A 16,391-nucleotide genomic window follows, 5' to 3' on the forward strand; every position below is an offset into this window, starting at 1 on the left:
GGGCACGGAGAAATTATGAGCACACGTTTTCAAGAACACTATCAAGCTAAAGTTGTTGCTGATTTGATCGCCAAATTTGGTTACAAGTCAGTAATGGAAGTTCCACGTATCACTAAGGTAACCCTGAACATGGGCTTAGGCGATGCAGTGAACGACAAGAAAATTATCGAAAATGCAGTAGGCGATTTAACTAAAGTTGCAGGCCAAAAGCCAGTTGTAACTAAAGCTAAAAAAGCGATTGCAGGTTTCAAAATTCGTCAAGGTTACCCAATCGGTGCCATGGTGACATTGCGTGGCGCACGCATGTACGAATTCTTGGACCGTTTCGTTACTGTTGCATTGCCACGCGTACGCGACTTCCGCGGCATTTCTGGTAAAGCATTTGACGGCCGTGGTAACTACAACATCGGCGTTAAAGAACAGATTATTTTCCCTGAAATCGAATACGACAAAATTGATGCCCTCCGTGGTCTCAATATCAGTATTACGACGACTGCTAAAACCGATGAAGAAGCAAAAGCTTTGTTGGCAGCATTCAAATTCCCTTTCCGCAATTAAGAGGCTAACGTGGCAAAACTATCCCTGATTGAGCGCGAAAATAAGCGCGCAAAAACTGTAGAGAAGTACGCTGTTAAGCGTGCCGAACTCAAAGCGATCATTGCTGATCAATCACGCAGCGATGAAGAGCGCTATGAAGCTCGCTTGAAACTACAGGCACTTCCACGTAACGCAAGCCCGATTCGTCAAAGAAATCGTTGTTCATTAACCGGTCGCCCACGTGGCACATTCCGTAAATTCGGTTTGGCTCGTAGCAAGATTCGTGAAATCGCCTTCCGTGGCGAAATCCCCGGTTTAACCAAGGCCAGCTGGTAAGCGGCGAAAGAATTAGGAGAACTCATGAGTATCAGCGATCCAATCGCCGACATGTTGACAAGGATCCGCAATGCGCAAGCAGTGCAGAAACCCGTAGTCTTGATGCCGTCGTCAAAAGTTAAAGTAGCCATCGCAAAAGTTTTGCAAGATGAAGGCTATATCGAAAGTTTCGAAATCAAAGGTGAAGCAGCTAAGCCAGTGCTCCACATTGATCTCAAATACTATGCAGGCCGTCCTGTTATCGAGCGTATCGACCGTGTATCTACACCAAGTCTGCGTATCTATAAAGGCCGTCATGACATTCCAGAAGTAATGAATGGCTTGGGCATTGCAATTATTTCAACCCCTCAAGGCGTAATGACAGACCGTAAAGCACGTGCAACAGGCGTGGGCGGCGAAGTTATTTGCTACGTAGCTTAAGGAGCGAAATATGTCCCGCGTAGGTAAATCACCAATTACAGTTCCTAAAGGCGCTGAAATCAGCATCAACGGTGCAAACATTACTGTTAAAGGTCCTTTGGGCACTTTGACACATAACTTGCATCCTTCTGTTGGTTTGAAACAAGAAGATGGCGTATTGACAGTTGTTTTAAATAACGACTCACCAGAAGCTGGTGCACAGTCAGGTACAGCCCGTGCTTTAGTTAACAACATGGTTGTTGGCGTAACTGCTGGCTTTGAGCGCAAGCTCAGCTTAGTAGGCGTTGGTTACCGTGCTGCTGCTCAAGGCGAAACATTGAAATTGCAGTTAGGTTTCTCACACGACATTATTTACAACCTGCCAAAGGGTGTAAAGGCCGAGACTCCAACTCAAACTGAAATCATTATCAAAGGTTCCAACAAGCAGCAAGTTGGCCAGGTCGCAGCTGAAGTTCGCGCATACCGTTCACCAGAGCCATACAAAGGCAAGGGTGTTCGCTACGTGGATGAGGTTGTGCATCTGAAAGAAACTAAGAAGAAGTAAGCGAGATTAGAAAATGAATAAAGACGAATCCAGACAAAGACGTGCTAGGCAGACTCGTATTCGCATTGCCGAAGCATTGGCAAATCGCTTAACAGTTATCCGTAGCAACACACATATTTCTGCTCAGGTTTATAGCCCATGCGGAACCAAGGTTGTAGCAGCTGCTTCAACAATGGAAAAAGATTTGCGCCAAGCGATCAAAAACGGCGGCAACGCTGAAGCGGCAAAACAAATCGGCAAGTTAGTTGCTGAGCGTGCTGTTAAGGCAGGCGTTGTTGATGTTGCGTTTGATCGTTCCGGTCATCGTTACCACGGCCGTATTAAGGCCTTAGCTGAAGCTGCGCGTGAAGCCGGCCTGAAGTTCTAATAGGGTTTAGGAAAAAACATGGCAAAAATGCAAACTAAGATGCAAAACGAAGAGCGTGATGATGGTCTTCGCGAGAAGATGATTGCTGTTAATCGTGTAACTAAAGTGGTTAAGGGTGGTCGTATTCTCGGCTTCGCTGCACTCACTGTAGTTGGCGATGGCGATGGCCGCATCGGCATGGGTAAAGGCAAATCAAAAGAAGTTCCAGTTGCTGTTCAAAAGGCAATGGACGAAGCACGTCGCAAGATGATCAAGGTTACTTTGCGTAAAGGTACTTTGCAGCACACTGTTACTGGTCAGCATGGCGCGTCACGCGTTTTGATTTCTCCAGCTAAAGACGGTACTGGAATTATTGCTGGTGGCCCAATGCGCGCGATTTTCGACGTAATGGGTGTAACTAACGTGGTTGCTAAGTCACTCGGCTCAACAAACCCATACAACTTGGTTCGTGCAACCATTGATGGTTTGAGCAAGATGAGTACTCCTGCTGAGATTGCTGCTAAGCGCGGTAAGTCAGTTGAAGAGATTCTCGGCTAAGACCAAAAGATTAGGAATCTATAAATGACAACATCTAACTCCAAAGTCAAACTGCAATTAGTACGCAGCTTGATCGGTACACGTGAAAGCCATCGTGCAACTGTTCGTGGCTTAGGCCTCGGTCGCATCAATTCAGTTTCTGAATTGGAAGACACTCCAGCTGTTCGCGGCATGATTAATAAAGTTTCTTATCTAGTTAAAGTCATTGGCTAATAACTAGCAAGTAAATAGGCGAAGAATATGCAACTCAACACAATTAAACCTGCAGAAGGCTCCAAGAAAAACCGTCGTCGCGTTGGTCGCGGCATTGGTTCTGGTCTTGGTAAAACTGCTGGCCGTGGTCACAAAGGTCAAAAATCCCGTTCTGGTGGTTTCCACAAGGTTGGATTTGAAGGCGGTCAGATGCCTATGTATCGTCGTTTGCCAAAACGTGGTTTCGTGTCTTTGACACGTCGTCATGTTGGTCAAATTACTTTGAACGACTTAGCAAAAATCAATTTGCCAGAAGTGGACTTATTGGTATTGAAAGCTCATGGTTTTGCTGGTGAGCAGATCAATGCAGTTAAGGTTATTAAGACTGGCGAACTCAAGATTGCTGTAACCCTCAAGGGCATCACAGCAACTGCCGGCGCTAAAGCAGCTATTGAAGCAGCTGGCGGCAAATTGGTTGAATTGGCTTAATAGGTCTTTTAGTAGATATGGCATTAGCACCTACCAATAACGCAAGCACCCCAGCAGCAGGTGGCAAGTTTGGCGAATTACGCCAACGCTTAGTCTTCCTGGTGTTGGCTTTGCTCGTGTTCCGTTTGGGTGCACATATTCCTGTTCCTGGAATCGACCCAGACCAATTGGCACAGTTATTTTCTGGCCAAAAGGACGGTATTTTGGGAATGTTCAATCTATTCTCAGGCGGTGCTTTATCTCGCTTCACCGTTTTTGCCTTAGGAATCATGCCGTACATTTCTGCATCGATCATCATGCAGTTAATGACCATCGTTGTGCCTTCTTTAGAGGCTTTGAAAAAAGAAGGTCAAGCTGGTCAGCGTAAGATTACTCAGTACACACGCTACGGCACTGTGCTCTTGGCAACATTCCAAGCATTGGGTATTTCTGTTGCCTTGCAGGCTCAGCCAGGTTTGGTTATCAACCCAGGTTTGATGTTTGAATTGAACACTGTAGTAACTTTGGTTACTGGCACGATGTTCTTAATGTGGCTTGGTGAGCAAATTACTGAGCGTGGTCTTGGTAACGGTATTTCCATCATCATTTTCGGCGGCATTGTTTCTGGTCTGCCGAATGCGTTAGCAAGCTTGTTAGAGTTGGTTCGTACTGGCTCAATGAATATTATTTCTGCAATGCTGATCGTTGTGATTTGCGTAGCGGTGACTTATTTTGTGGTGTTTGTAGAGCGCGGTCAGCGCCGTATCTTGGTTAACTACGCTAAGCGTCAAGTTGGCAACAAGATCTATGGTGGACAATCTTCTTACTTCCCATTGAAGTTGAATATGGCAGGCGTTATTCCTCCAATTTTTGCTTCTTCAATCATTTTGTTCCCTGCAACGATTGCTGGCTGGTTCACTTCAGGCGAGCCAACTAATATGTTCAGCAGAATTATTAAAGACTTGGCAGCCACTTTGGCACCAGGACAACCTGTGTACACGATTTTGTATGCAGCTGCGATTATCTTCTTCTGCTTCTTCTATACCGCATTGGTATTTAACAGCCGCGATACAGCTGAGAACCTAAAGAAGAGTGGTGCATTCGTTCCGGGTATTCGTCCAGGCGATCAAACAGCGCGTTACATCGATAAGATCTTGGTGCGTTTGACTCTAGCCGGTGCAATTTATATGGTTCTGGTTTGCTTGTTGCCAGAATTCTTAGTGTTGAAGTACAACGTGCCGTTTTATTTCGGCGGTACTTCACTGTTGATTATTGTTGTTGTTGCAATGGATTTCATGGCTCAAGTTCAGTCATTCGTAATGCAACAGCAGTATGGCTCTTTGATGAAGAAAGCCAACTTTAAGATGGGCGCTTAACTGAATGTCTAAAGACGATGTAATTCAGATGGCGGGAGAAGTTGTAGAGAATTTGCCGAACGCGATGTTTCGCGTGAAGCTTGAAAACGGACATGTGGTTCTAGGGCACATTTCCGGAAAGATGCGGATGCATTACATCCGTATTTTGCCGGGAGACAAGGTGACGGTGGAGATGACTCCTTACGACCTAACGCGCGCCAGAATCATTTTCCGTGCGAAGTAAAGATTAGTAGTACCTATTTTTAAGAGGTGAGTTATGAAAGTTTTAGCATCCGTTAAGTGTATTTGCAGAAATTGCAAGATCATTAAGCGCAAACGCGTTGTGCGCGTGATCTGTTCTTCAGACGCACGTCATAAGCAGCGTCAAGGCTGATCTGGTTAATTAAGAGGAAATCTCATGGCACGTATCGCTGGGGTAAACATCCCAAATCATCAACATACTGTTATCGGTTTAACAGCAATTTTTGGCATTGGCACAACTCGTGCACGCAAAATTTGTGAAACCACAGGTGTTGCAATCGACAAAAAAGTTAAAGACCTTACTGACGGTGACTTGGAAAAGTTGCGTGATGAAGTAGGTAAATTCATTACTGAAGGTGACCTTCGTCGTGAAGTAACTATGAGCATCAAGCGTTTGATGGACTTAGGTTGCTACCGCGGTGTTCGTCATCGTAAGGGCTTGCCTGTACGTGGTCAACGTACTAAGACTAACGCGCGTACCCGTAAGGGCCCACGTAAGTCTGGCGTGCAACTGAAGAAATAATCAAGAAAGTTTATTGACATGGCAAAACAACAATCCGCTTCCGCCGCTTCACAGCGCGCTCGTAAGAAGGTTAAAAAGAACGTTGCTGACGGTATTGCACACGTTCACGCTTCTTTTAACAACACCATTATTACGATCACTGATCGTCAAGGAAATGCGCTTTCATGGGCAACTTCTGGCGGCCAGGGCTTCAAAGGCTCACGTAAATCAACACCTTTTGCTGCTCAGGTAGCTGCAGAAGTTGCTGGTAAGACAGCCATTGAATGCGGTATCAAGAATTTGGAAGTTCAGATCAAAGGCCCAGGCCCAGGTCGTGAATCAGCAGTTCGTGCATTGAACTCATTGGGCATCAAGATCACTGAGATTCAAGACGTAACTCCAGTTCCACACAATGGTTGCCGTCCTCCAAAGCGTCGTCGTATCTAAGCTTGGAAGTTGGCAGTACAACAGTTTCAGTAGTTTTTTATTAAAGCCCACTGTTCGCCTGATTTAAAGGGCGAACTCACCGCCGGTCGCAAGACTGCGGCAAAGAAAGGAAAGCATCGTGGCACGTTACTTAGGGCCTAAGGCCAAATTAGCACGTCGGGAAGGTACCGACTTATTTTTAAAGAGCGCACGTCGCGCCCTGTCAGACAAGTGCAAGTTAGATACTAAGCCTGGTCAACATGGCCGTACATCTGGCTCAAGAACATCTGATTACGGTAATCAATTGCGTGAAAAGCAAAAGGTTAAGCGTATCTATGGCGTATTAGAGCGTCAATTCCGTCGTTACTTCGCAGAGGCTGAGCGTCGTAAGGGCAACACTGGTGAAACATTGCTCCAGTTGCTCGAGTCACGTTTAGACAATGTGGTTTATCGCATGGGCTTTGGTTCAACACGCGCTGAAGCACGTCAGTTGGTTTCCCATTGCGCAATTTTGCTCAATGGCAGCCCTGTGAATATTCCATCTATTCAGGTTAAGCCTGGTGATGTAGTTGCTATTCGTGAAAAAGCGAAGAAGCAAGCGCGTATTACAGAATCACTCAATTTGGTTGGGCAAATGGCAGCTGTTACTTGGGTTTCAGTTGACGCAGCCAAGCTCGAGGGAACATTTAAGCAAGTGCCTGACCGTGAAGATATTAGCGGTGAAATTAATGAAAGTTTGATCGTCGAATTGTATTCACGCTAATTAGGCACTCTCAAGGAAAAAATATGCAAACAAATTTGCTCAAGCCAAAGATTATTTCTGTTGAAGCGCTTACCGCCAACCAAGCAAAGGTTGTTATGGAGCCGTTCGAGCGTGGCTATGGCCACACACTCGGAAATGCATTACGTCGTGTACTGTTGTCCTCGATGGTTGGTTATGCGCCAACTGAAGTAGCTATTGCAGGTGTTGTTCATGAGTACTCCACATTGGATGGAGTTCAAGAGGACGTAGTTAACCTCTTGTTGAACCTCAAAGGTATCGTATTTAAGTTGCAGTCACGTGACGAAGTTACTATCAATTTGCGTAAAGAAGGCCCAGGCGTTGTTACTGCAAAAGATATCGATTTGCCACATGATGTAGAAATCATGAATCCTGATCATGTGATCGCTCACTTGTCTGCTGGTGGCAAGTTGGACATGCAGATCAAGGTTGAAAAAGGCCGCGGCTATGTTCCAGGTAACGTACGTCAATATAACGACGAAGCTACTAAGATCATTGGTCGTATCGTGTTGGATGCTTCATTCAGCCCGGTAAGCCGTGTTAGCTATGCTGTTGAATCTGCTCGTGTTGAGCAACGTACCGACCTCGATCGTCTCGTAATGACTATCGAAACAAACGGTGTGTTGTCTCCTGAAGAAGCAATTCGTCAAGCAGCTAGTATCTTGGTTGATCAGTTAGTTGTATTCGCAGCTCTTGAGAGCAGCGAAGTTTCTGGTGATTTGGCACCAAGCCGCTCTTCAATGGTTGATCCAATGTTGATGCGTCCAGTAGATGACCTCGAGTTGACAGTGCGCTCTGCAAACTGTTTGAAGGCTGAGAACATTTACTACATCGGTGACTTGATTCAACGTACAGAGAATGAATTGTTGAAGACGCCTAATCTAGGTCGTAAATCTTTGAATGAAATCAAAGATGTATTGGCGGCTCGTGGCTTAAGTCTTGGCATGAAACTCGAAAGCTGGCCTCCAGCTAACCTCGAGAAATAATTAGAAAGGAAGCATCATGCGTCACGGAAACGGCTTACGCAAACTAAACAGAACATCATCACATCGCTTGGCGATGCTGCGCAACATGTCCAATTCACTTTTGGAGCACGAAGTCATTAAAACGACTTTGCCAAAAGCTAAAGAATTGCGCATGGTTGTTGAGCCTTTAATTACCTTGGGTAAAAAAGATAACTTGGCAAACCGTCGCTTAGCATTCAATCGCACACGTGATCGCGATATCGTTGCCAAGCTCTTTACAGAACTCGGACCACGCTACGCAACACGTCCAGGTGGCTACCTTCGCATTTTGAAGTTTGGCTTCCGTCATGGCGACAATGCACCAATGGCTTTGGTTGAGTTGGTAGATCGCCCAGAAGTTGATGAAACTGCAGTAGTAGCTGAAGAGGCTTAAGTCTCACGGTTACAGTAGAAAGCCAGGCTTCGGTCTGGCTTTTTTCATTTATCGGGTTATAAATACAGAATGTCTGAAAACGCTACAGTCAATCCCAGCAAGCTTTTGGTAGTCGTTACAAGTCTTCCAAGTCTGGAGGCTGCCAAGGGCTTAGCTCGAGCCTTGGTTGAACAGAATTTGACAGCTTGCGTGCAGCTTACTGAGGGCATTCAATCGATTTATCGCTGGGAAGGCAAAATTTGCGAAGAACAAGAAGTTCTTCTTGCTGCAAAAACCACCGAACCTAAGTGGCTTGAGATATTAGCTTTTATTAAAAACGCGCATCCATATGACCTGCCTGAGATTTTGGCATTTGCTCCTGAGCAATATGAAAGTCAGTACGGCAAGTGGGTTGAGTCTGAGGTAAATTCGAAGTCATGAAATTACATTCATTCTTGGGGAAAATTTTTGCACTCTTGCTGTTCATCTCAGCACAAGTATTTGCTGCGCAAGATTTCTTGCCGCCAGAAAAAGCATTTCGGGTTGAGGCTACTTGGCTTGAAAATTCCAATCAAATTGAACTGGAATTTTTGCCTGCCAAAGGCTATTACATTTATCAAGAGTCTTTGAAGTTTCAGGCGGGCTCACAGGCTGGGAAGCTAAGTAATATAGGGCCTTCACTGCCATCAGGTATAGAAAAGTTTGATGAAACTTTTCAAAAAAAGCTGCAGGTATACAAAGATCCGTTCTTAGTCTTTTTAGAGATCAAGTCGGTGGCTGGACAGCCCGTTCATTTGGAGGTCACTCTTCAGGGTTGTGCGGAAGCAGGGATTTGCTATCCACCCATGAACCTTAAATTTTTACTTGCCGGACCTGGCGTAAAAGCAGCGCCAATTCCAGAAGCATTGGATGGTGCTCCCTCGTCTAGTGTGCAGGCGAATGACCAATTTAGTTTGGCAGATTTATGGCGTCAGCGTGATGACGTTAATGCCATCAGCCGCTTTTTAGAAAGCACTTCAACTGCGTATTTATTTCTAGCCTTCTTTGTGTTGGGTCTGGCATTGGCATTCACGCCTTGCGTGCTTCCGATGCTGCCAATTTTGTCGAGCGTTATCTTCGGTACCCAGGGTGGCAAAGCTGTCTCTAAGGGTCGTGCAAGCGCCTTAGCGCTCGCATACGTCTTAGGTATGGCATTGGTATATGCCTTAGCTGGCGTACTCATGGCAGCCCTAGGGGGCAGCGTACAACGCGCCCTGCAAAGCCCCTTTGCGCTCGCTACTTTTGCCCTATTGCTATTAGCCCTATCTGGCAGTCTATTTGGCTTGTATGACTTACGTCTGCCCCAATCGTGGCATCAGCATGTCGATAGGTTGGCAGGGCGTCAAAAGGGCGGTAGCGTATTTGGTGCCTTTGCTTTGGGGGGTATTTCCACTTTGGTAGCCAGCCCCTGCATTACAGCTCCTTTAGCAGGCGTTTTAGCCTTTATTGCCCAAACCGGTTCTATGAGTTTGGGCGCGGGCTTACTCTTTGTTATGGCGTTAGGAATGGGTCTGCCGCTGCTATTTATTGCTGTTGAGGCACGCATCTTGATTCCATCTACTGGAATCTGGATGGTGTGGTTACAGCGTACTTTGGGTGTATTGCTGGTTGCAACAGCAGCTTGGATTGCATCACCATTGCTGCAAACGAATGATGTTGCGGGGGGCGCAAAAATAGTCAACGGTCAAAGCATTCATCAGGTCGGAGAATTGGCTTTTGTGGTCATTCAGTCGCCGGCGCAGCTTGATGCTCAATTGAGCAAAGCCAAAGAAGAAAAGAAATTAGTGCTCCTCGATTTTTATGCAGACTGGTGTATCAGTTGCAAAGAAATGGAAGTGAATACTTTTGCTAATCCAGAGGTTAGCAAGGAGCTAAAGCAGTTTGTTTTATTGCAGGCTGACGTCACTGCAAATAGCCCTGAGAACCAGGCATTACTTAAGCGCTTTGGATTGTTTGGTCCGCCAGGAATTTTGATCTTTGATCAAAATTCTCAAGAGCAAAAAGATCAACGCGTCATTGGTTATATGCCACCGCAGCGTTTTATTGAACGCTTAAGAAACGTATTGAAAAACTAAAGCAGCTATACAACCAACAAGTAAATATTGAATTACTTAGCTGCTTTAATGAGTCTTGCCGCTTCAAGCGCAAAGTAAGTTAGAACGCCGTCTGCACCAGCACGTTTAAATGCAAGTAAAGATTCCATCATGACGGCATCATGATCTAGCCAACCGTTTTGTGCGGCTGCCTTGAGCATGGCGTATTCGCCACTCACTTGGTAGGCATAAGTAGGGTAATCAAACTCTTCTCTTACGCGACGAACAATATCCAAATAAGGCATGCCTGGTTTGACCATCACCATATCAGCACCTTCGCTAATATCGAGGGCAATCTCCCGCAAAGCCTCATCCCCATTGGCGCAATCCATTTGATAGGTTTTTTTATCGGCTTTACCCAGATTCTTTGCAGACCCTACTGCATCTCTAAATGGGCCATAAAAAGCAGAGGCATATTTAGCTGAGTAAGCCATGATGCGGGTGTGAATGAGTTTCTTTTGTTCAAGCGCTTCACGAATTTTTCCAATGCGGCCATCCATCATGTCTGATGGCGCAACAATATCAACACCTGCTTCAGCCTGCGCAACTGCTTGCTGTACCAAGATGGCGGTGGTCTCATCATTTAGGATGCGACCCTGATCATCGAGCACACCATCTTGACCATGGCTTGTGTATGGATCAAGTGCAACATCAGTCATGATGCCTAAATTTGGGAAACGTTTCTTGAGCTCACGAACGGCAGATGGGATGAGCCCCTTTGGATTAAAGGCTTCCTTGCCATTCGGCGTCTTTAGCGCTGCATCAATTACTGGAAAGAGTGCAAGTACTGGAATGCCTAAATCAACGCACTCTTGTGCGACTGGAAAAAGCAAATCCAAAGAAACACGATTCACGCCTGGCATCGATGCAACGGCTTCAGATTTGCCCTGACCTTCTAGCAAAAACACTGGGTAGATCAAATCATTGGTAGAGACGCTGTTCTCTTGCATGAGGCGGCGTGACCAATCATCACGACGCATGCGACGAGGACGATGCCCTGGAAAATTAAGCAATGAATTAGCTGGTGATTTCATCTTCTTTAGTCTCTGCTTCAAATAACCATTTAATAACAATATTGTCGGCCTCTTCAAGCCCAATACGTTTGGTGCTTGAAAATAATTGTGCCGTAAGTTGTTTGGACTCGCCATTGCCGTCGGGCAAAGCGGGGTCATATTGTTGTAATTGATTGCGAACTGCCTCTAGTGCATGCTTGCACTCGCTTTTATTGAGTTTGTCGCATTTACTCAGCAAAACATGGATTGGCTTGCCGGTTGGCACAAACCACTCAATCATTTGCTCGTCTAGCTCGGTTATGCCACGCCTAGAGTCAACAATGAGGATCATGCCTACCAACTGCTCTCGCTCCTGTAGATAGTCGCTTAGGAGGGCATTCCAGTGGTATTTGGTCTCATGATTGACGGCGGCATAGCCATAACCCGGTAAATCCACCAAATAGCCCAAAAGGTCGTCTTTTGCAAAAATCCCAAAATAGTTGATGTGTTGGGTGCGCCCAGGGGTTTTACTGGCAAAGGCAAGCCTTTTTTGGTTGCAAAGCACGTTAAGAGCGCTGGATTTGCCTGCATTTGAGCGTCCGGCAAAGGCTACCTCACGCAGGGGCGTGGCAGGCAGGCAATGGGTGTCATTGACTGTGGTGGCGAAGCGGGCTTGAAAGAGTTTAGACATGTCCAGAAGCTATTGTAAAATCACGCAAAATCATGAAATATCTCATGGTGTTGGGTAAAAGGTTGTAAATGCAGGGCCCAAACACTTTTAGGAATTTTTGCCAAGGTAAACATAATGCGTCAAACCTCTCAAATCTCCAAATTAACTGGCTTACGTGCTGGTTTTGCGGCTCTCTCTATTTTCGCCTTGATTGGCTTTTCTGGCACAGTTTTTGCTGCCGATGCGGCTCCTGCTGCTGAAGCCAAGGCTGCCATTCCAGGCAAGCCAAAAGTCGACGCAGCAGCTGGCGAGGCTCTGTACTCTAATGGCGATCCTTCACGCGGCGTTACAGCTTGCTTAACTTGCCATGGCCCTAAAGGTCAAAGCGCAGTTGCTACATGGCCTAAGTTATCTGCTCAGCACGCAGCTTATACAGCTAAGCAGTTGAAGAACTTTAAAGAGGGTACTCGCGCTAATCCTGTGATGATGGGTATGGCGGCAACATTAACTGAACAAGACATGCAAAACATTGGAGCTTATTTAGCTAAGCAACCATTGTCACAAGGCGTTGCACAAAACAAGAACACAATTGAACTAGGTCAAAGCATCTATCGTGGTGGTATTGCAGCAAAAGGTGTTCCAGCATGCGCGGCTTGCCATAGCCCAACTGGTGCCGGTATTCCTGCTCAGTACCCACTCTTAGGTGGTCAATGGGCCGATTACACAAACTCACAATTGCTCGCGTTCCGTGAAGGTGTGCGTAAAAATAGCAGCCAGATGACTGCGATTGCTACTAAGCTTTCTGATCAAGAAATGAAAGCAGTTTCTGATTACATCGCTGGTTTGCATTAAGCGAATTTCTTCAAATAAAAAAACCCGCTCAAGTAGCGGGTTTTTTTATTGCCTAAAACTTTTGCATTGCTATTGCATCACTAAGACTAAGCAATTTTTAGTTCAGTAAAGTTTTTTCAGAAGAAAATAAGTCGGCAGTATTTTCACGCGCACGAATGACGTAAGCATTTTTTCCGTCAACCATAATCTCTGCAGGTTTAGGCCGCGTATTGTAGTTGGATGCCATCACAAAACCATAAGCACCAGCAGACAGAATGGCAAGAAGATCACCTTCTTCTACTGCAAGATGACGATCTCTTCCTAGCCAATCACCAGACTCGCAAACTGGACCAACAATGTCGTAAGTCAAAGCTGTTGCTGTTTTCTTTTTGACGGGCACAATGCCGTGATGTGCTTCATATAAGGCTGGGCGCATTAACTCTGTCATGGCGGCATCGACAATACAGAAGTTCTTTTCAGCACCTGGCTTTAGATATTCCACGGTGGTTAAGAGCACGCCAGCATTGCCAACTAAGGATCTACCTGGTTCAAGAACAACATCTAAATGCCCAAAGCCACGTTCTGCTACTCGATTTAATAAGGTGTTCGTAAACTCAGTGATATCTGGGGGAGTTTCATCGCTATAAGAAATTCCGAGACCACCACCGAGATCAAGGTGGTGAATAACAATACCCTCTTTTTTCAGTTGCGCTACAAGATCCAAAACTTTATCGAGCGCATCTAGGTAAGGAGCGGTGGTGGTGATTTGTGAGCCAATGTGGCAATCAATCCCAACAACGTCAATTTGAGAAAGTTGTGAGGCCTCACGATAAGTTTTTAAAACCTCGTGATAGGCGATGCCAAATTTGTTGCCCTTCAATCCAGTAGAAATATAAGGATGAGTTTGTGCATCCACATCCGGATTAACGCGCAAAGAAATTGGGGCGCGTAGATTCAGTTCGGTAGCAACCTTGTTAATCTTGTGTAGCTCAGCAATTGATTCAACATTGATACATTTAACGCCAGCCTTTAAGGCTGCACCGATTTCAGATGCCGATTTGCCTACGCCCGCAAATACCAAACTTTTTGGGTCTGCGCCGATGGCCAATGCGCGCGCTAATTCTCCGCCGCTAACTAAGTCAAATCCAGAGCCTAGTTTTTTAAAGCAATCGAGCACTGCTAAATTACTGTTGGCCTTCATGGCGTAGTGCACGCGCGCACGACGTTTGCCATTGGCATCTACGCATGCCTTGTCATAAGCCTGATAGGCTTCGGTCAACGCCTTCTTGCTGTAGACATAGAGGGGCGTTCCAAACTCTTTCGCTAAGTCAGCAAGCGGAATTTCTTCGGCATACCAGTTGCCATTACGTTCGGTAAAACCGGATAACTGAGGGATTGGAAGCGCTTTACTTGTCATTACTTGGCCGTTGAAGAATTGCTTGGACTGGCAGGTGTTTGGGGCGGGTAGAGCTTGCCTTTGGGTTCTGGCTCTGTAGGGGCGGGTGGAACCGGTGGCACGTTTGGCATATATAGCGGTCCTCTTACCCCACACCCAACAAGGGATAATAAAAGGCTAAGGCAGAGGGTTCTATTAAGAATCGCTATCATGAATGTCTCTAAAACGAATGATTGAATATAGCATGCAGGACTCCACTATGAATCCAAATAATTCAGGCGCAGAAACCATTGATGACAAGCAGTTTTATCAATTGGGAAGCCATTTGCTGCATTCTATAGAGGTGGCATTAGAGGCTGCCGATGATGCATTGGATCTGGACTTAGATGTCGAGCGCCAGGGTGGAAACGTCATCAATATTCGCTTTAAAGATAAAAGCGTCATCGTAGTGAATACTCAGCCACCCTTACATGAAATTTGGGTGGCCGCAAAATCAGGTGGATATCACTATCGTTGGGCTGGCACTATGGCCAAACCTTTGTGGCTGGACACTAAAACTGGCAAAGAGCTTTTAAGTGATTTGTCAGGGTTTGCTGCTGCCCAAGCAGGCGCAGAAATAAAGATTGCCCTAATTTAAGCGGCACCTGTGGCGCTTAAGGTTTCAATCACTTGGGCATCAGCTACGCTTTTAATCTGGGCTTTACCAATCTTTTCTAGAACAACGTAACGGATTTGGCCGCCTTCGGTTTTCTTGTCAACCTGCATCAGCTCCATATAACGTTCCGCACCAAACTTTGGCGGTGTGATTGGCAGATTCATCGACTGGATAATTTTAGTGAGACGTTGGACATCGGCTTCGCTGATGTAGTTGAGGCGCCGAGATAAGTCTGCACCTAAGACCATGCCACAACCAACTGCCTCGCCGTGTAGCCATTCGCCATAACCCATGCCTGCTTCAATTGCGTGTCCAAAGGTGTGACCAAAGTTTAGAGTTGCACGAATACCGCCTTCTCTTTCATCTGCGGAAACTACTGCAGATTTAATTTCGCACGAGCGTAACACTGCATGACCCATCGCTTCTGTGTCGCAAGCAAGTAAAGGGATTGCATTGGCTTCAATCCAATCCAAAAATTGAGCGTCTGCAATAGCACCATGTTTCACTACTTCTGCAAGACCAGCAGAGAGCTCACGTGGAGGCAAGGTCTTTAATGTGTTGAGATCTGCAATCACTGCCGCCGGCTGATGAAAGGCGCCGATCATGTTTTTACCAAGAGGGTGGTTGATACCGGTCTTGCCGCCCACTGAAGAATCTACCTGAGCAAGTAAAGTGGTTGGCACTTGAATAAAGCGAATGCCACGCATGAAGCTAGCCGCAGCAAACCCAGTCATGTCACCAATGACTCCGCCACCCAAAGCAACTAACATGGTTTGGCGATCAGCGCCAAACTTCAAGAGATCATCAAAAATAAGCTGAAGGTTTTTCCAGTCCTTGTATGACTCGCCATCAGGCAAGACGATCGTTTTAACGGGCTTTCCAAAAGTATTCAGGGTCTTGGTCAAGCGCTCAGCATAGAGCGGGGCAACCGTAGTGTTGCTGACGATATAGATCGAGGTTGCTTTTTCGCAGGCGCTAAATAAGTTTGGCTGGTCAATGAGGTCTGTACCAATATAAATTGGATAACTGCGATTACCTAGATCAACTTCAAGTGTTTTCATCATATTGCCAATGTATTTATGCGGAGAGTTCAAGTTGCATGATTAAGGTGTTAACCAGTTGGTTAACACTCGGTTTACCAGTTTCAATCACGTGGTCAGCAATTTCACGATAGAGAGGGTCGCGAATAGCGTACAAGTTCTCTAGTATTTTTTTGGCGTCACCATTTTTAAGAAGTGGGCGACCTTCGCCACCTTTAGTGCGATGCCAGAGTTCAATCGGATTGGCGTGTAAGTAGATAACAGTTCCATGCTCACTGAGTGCTTGGCGATTTTCTGGCAAGAGAATAGCGCCTCCGCCAGTTGCCAAAATGATATCGTTTTCAGAGGTGATTTCGCGAATGGCTTGAGCCTCGCGTTTGCGAAAACCTTCTTCGCCTTCCATTTCAAATATGACTGGAATTTTTACGCCACAGCGCTCTTCGATGACGTGGTCAGCATCAAGAAATCGACGCCCCAATTTTTTTGCTAAAACTTTACCGACGGTCGACTTCCCGGCGCCCATGAGGCCGATCAGAAAGATATTGTTTGTCGAAGAGTTCACCCTTCGATTT

26 protein-coding genes are annotated in these 16,391 nt (G+C 46.0%); 20 read left to right on the forward strand and 6 right to left on the reverse strand.

Translation table 11 applies throughout. The annotated features are described in order from the left end of the window. The first annotated feature begins 15 nt into the window (after window positions 1-15). The 18 genes from rplE to dsbD all read left to right on the forward strand — a co-directional run bounded on the left by rplE (window position 16) and on the right by dsbD (window position 10,217). Window positions 16-558, forward strand: coding sequence for a 50S ribosomal protein L5 (gene rplE, locus ICN10_RS04945; protein ID WP_046329383.1), 543 nt, complete (start codon window positions 16-18; stop codon window positions 556-558). Between the two features lie 9 nt (window positions 559-567). Continuing rightward, window positions 568-873, forward strand: a complete 306-nt coding sequence (rpsN, locus tag ICN10_RS04950) for a 30S ribosomal protein S14 (RefSeq protein WP_011901913.1) — start codon at window positions 568-570, stop codon at window positions 871-873. A gap of 24 nt (window positions 874-897) precedes the next feature. Further along, window positions 898-1,293, forward strand: a complete 396-nt coding sequence (rpsH, locus tag ICN10_RS04955) for a 30S ribosomal protein S8 (RefSeq protein ID WP_011901914.1) — start codon at window positions 898-900, stop codon at window positions 1,291-1,293. 10 nt (window positions 1,294-1,303) lie between these two features. Beyond that, window positions 1,304-1,837, forward strand: coding sequence for a 50S ribosomal protein L6 (gene rplF, locus ICN10_RS04960; RefSeq protein WP_215360614.1), 534 nt, complete (start codon window positions 1,304-1,306; stop codon window positions 1,835-1,837). A 13-nt stretch (window positions 1,838-1,850) separates the two neighbouring features. Beyond that, window positions 1,851-2,204 (forward strand): 50S ribosomal protein L18, encoded by a 354-nt coding sequence (gene rplR, locus ICN10_RS04965; protein ID WP_215360615.1) that lies wholly within the window; start codon window positions 1,851-1,853, stop codon window positions 2,202-2,204. A gap of 18 nt (window positions 2,205-2,222) precedes the next feature. Beyond that, window positions 2,223-2,741 (forward strand): 30S ribosomal protein S5, encoded by a 519-nt coding sequence (rpsE, locus tag ICN10_RS04970; protein ID WP_011901917.1) that lies wholly within the window; start codon window positions 2,223-2,225, stop codon window positions 2,739-2,741. Window positions 2,742-2,765: 24 nt separating this feature from the next. Further along, window positions 2,766-2,954, forward strand: a complete 189-nt coding sequence (gene rpmD, locus ICN10_RS04975; protein WP_015420249.1) for a 50S ribosomal protein L30 — start codon at window positions 2,766-2,768, stop codon at window positions 2,952-2,954. Between the two features lie 27 nt (window positions 2,955-2,981). Continuing rightward, entirely contained in the window at window positions 2,982-3,422 is a 441-nt protein-coding gene (gene rplO / locus ICN10_RS04980) for a 50S ribosomal protein L15 (protein ID WP_068320126.1), read from the forward strand. 17 nt (window positions 3,423-3,439) lie between these two features. Then, the gene (gene secY, locus ICN10_RS04985) at window positions 3,440-4,777 is read left to right on the forward strand and encodes a preprotein translocase subunit SecY (protein ID WP_216213241.1); all 1,338 of its coding nucleotides are present in this window, start codon (window positions 3,440-3,442) and stop codon (window positions 4,775-4,777) included. Window positions 4,778-4,781: 4 nt separating this feature from the next. Then, on the forward strand, window positions 4,782-5,000 hold the full coding sequence (infA, locus tag ICN10_RS04990) for a translation initiation factor IF-1 (protein WP_068320132.1): 219 nt from the start codon (window positions 4,782-4,784) through the stop codon (window positions 4,998-5,000). Window positions 5,001-5,033: 33 nt separating this feature from the next. Next, window positions 5,034-5,150 carry a 50S ribosomal protein L36 gene (gene rpmJ, locus ICN10_RS04995; protein WP_012357167.1) on the forward strand — a complete coding sequence of 39 codons (117 nt, stop codon included), beginning with the start codon at window positions 5,034-5,036 and terminating at the stop codon, window positions 5,148-5,150. Window positions 5,151-5,174: 24 nt separating this feature from the next. Then, a complete protein-coding gene (rpsM, locus tag ICN10_RS05000; protein ID WP_015420253.1) occupies window positions 5,175-5,540 on the forward strand; it encodes a 30S ribosomal protein S13 in 366 nt (121 codons plus the stop codon). 18 nt (window positions 5,541-5,558) lie between these two features. After that, window positions 5,559-5,966 carry a 30S ribosomal protein S11 gene (gene rpsK / locus ICN10_RS05005; protein ID WP_015420254.1) on the forward strand — a complete coding sequence of 136 codons (408 nt, stop codon included), beginning with the start codon at window positions 5,559-5,561 and terminating at the stop codon, window positions 5,964-5,966. Window positions 5,967-6,084: 118 nt separating this feature from the next. Beyond that, window positions 6,085-6,708, forward strand: coding sequence for a 30S ribosomal protein S4 (rpsD, locus tag ICN10_RS05010; protein ID WP_011901924.1), 624 nt, complete (start codon window positions 6,085-6,087; stop codon window positions 6,706-6,708). A 23-nt stretch (window positions 6,709-6,731) separates the two neighbouring features. After that, window positions 6,732-7,712, forward strand: a complete 981-nt coding sequence (rpoA, locus tag ICN10_RS05015) for a DNA-directed RNA polymerase subunit alpha (RefSeq protein WP_068320137.1) — start codon at window positions 6,732-6,734, stop codon at window positions 7,710-7,712. A 16-nt stretch (window positions 7,713-7,728) separates the two neighbouring features. After that, window positions 7,729-8,124 carry a 50S ribosomal protein L17 gene (gene rplQ / locus ICN10_RS05020; protein WP_068320139.1) on the forward strand — a complete coding sequence of 132 codons (396 nt, stop codon included), beginning with the start codon at window positions 7,729-7,731 and terminating at the stop codon, window positions 8,122-8,124. A 69-nt stretch (window positions 8,125-8,193) separates the two neighbouring features. After that, window positions 8,194-8,544, forward strand: coding sequence for a divalent-cation tolerance protein CutA (gene cutA, locus ICN10_RS05025; protein ID WP_216213244.1), 351 nt, complete (start codon window positions 8,194-8,196; stop codon window positions 8,542-8,544). Then, window positions 8,541-10,217, forward strand: a complete 1,677-nt coding sequence (gene dsbD / locus ICN10_RS05030) for a protein-disulfide reductase DsbD (RefSeq protein WP_216213247.1) — start codon at window positions 8,541-8,543, stop codon at window positions 10,215-10,217. The genes cutA and dsbD overlap by 4 nt, the downstream gene beginning before the upstream one ends. Window positions 10,218-10,249: 32 nt before the next feature. On the opposite strand, the gene hemB is transcribed toward dsbD, so the two are convergent. Next, window positions 10,250-11,269 (reverse strand): porphobilinogen synthase, encoded by a 1,020-nt coding sequence (hemB, locus tag ICN10_RS05035; protein ID WP_370626194.1) that lies wholly within the window; start codon window positions 11,267-11,269, stop codon window positions 10,250-10,252. Then, the gene (yihA, locus tag ICN10_RS05040; RefSeq protein ID WP_216213250.1) at window positions 11,253-11,918 is read right to left on the reverse strand and encodes a ribosome biogenesis GTP-binding protein YihA/YsxC; all 666 of its coding nucleotides are present in this window, start codon (window positions 11,916-11,918) and stop codon (window positions 11,253-11,255) included. The genes hemB and yihA overlap by 17 nt, the downstream gene beginning before the upstream one ends. Window positions 11,919-12,032: 114 nt before the next feature. Between yihA and ICN10_RS05045 the strand changes: the two genes are divergently transcribed. Beyond that, window positions 12,033-12,749: a cytochrome c gene (locus ICN10_RS05045; RefSeq protein ID WP_216213253.1), complete on the forward strand. Its 717-nt coding sequence runs from the start codon at window positions 12,033-12,035 to the stop codon at window positions 12,747-12,749. A gap of 97 nt (window positions 12,750-12,846) precedes the next feature. Here the strand turns inward: ICN10_RS05045 and lysA are convergent, their stop codons facing one another. Continuing rightward, the gene (gene lysA, locus ICN10_RS05050; RefSeq protein WP_216213256.1) at window positions 12,847-14,145 is read right to left on the reverse strand and encodes a diaminopimelate decarboxylase; all 1,299 of its coding nucleotides are present in this window, start codon (window positions 14,143-14,145) and stop codon (window positions 12,847-12,849) included. Next, window positions 14,145-14,336 carry a lipoprotein gene (locus ICN10_RS10205; RefSeq protein WP_082786345.1) on the reverse strand — a complete coding sequence of 64 codons (192 nt, stop codon included), beginning with the start codon at window positions 14,334-14,336 and terminating at the stop codon, window positions 14,145-14,147. The genes lysA and ICN10_RS10205 overlap by 1 nt, the downstream gene beginning before the upstream one ends. A gap of 17 nt (window positions 14,337-14,353) precedes the next feature. Between ICN10_RS10205 and cyaY the strand changes: the two genes are divergently transcribed. Next, complete coding sequence (gene cyaY / locus ICN10_RS05060; RefSeq protein ID WP_255536809.1) at window positions 14,354-14,761, forward strand: iron donor protein CyaY; 408 nt, start codon at window positions 14,354-14,356, stop codon at window positions 14,759-14,761. On the opposite strand, the gene aroB is transcribed toward cyaY, so the two are convergent. After that, window positions 14,758-15,840, reverse strand: coding sequence for a 3-dehydroquinate synthase (gene aroB / locus ICN10_RS05065; RefSeq protein ID WP_255536874.1), 1,083 nt, complete (start codon window positions 15,838-15,840; stop codon window positions 14,758-14,760). The genes cyaY and aroB overlap by 4 nt on opposite strands. A gap of 16 nt (window positions 15,841-15,856) precedes the next feature. Beyond that, window positions 15,857-16,381, reverse strand: coding sequence for a shikimate kinase (locus ICN10_RS05070; RefSeq protein WP_216213262.1), 525 nt, complete (start codon window positions 16,379-16,381; stop codon window positions 15,857-15,859). Window positions 16,382-16,391 lie beyond the last annotated feature (10 nt).

Source organism: Polynucleobacter sp. 86C-FISCH, from assembly GCF_018882415.1.
Taxonomy (GTDB): Bacteria; Pseudomonadota; Gammaproteobacteria; order Burkholderiales; family Burkholderiaceae; genus Polynucleobacter.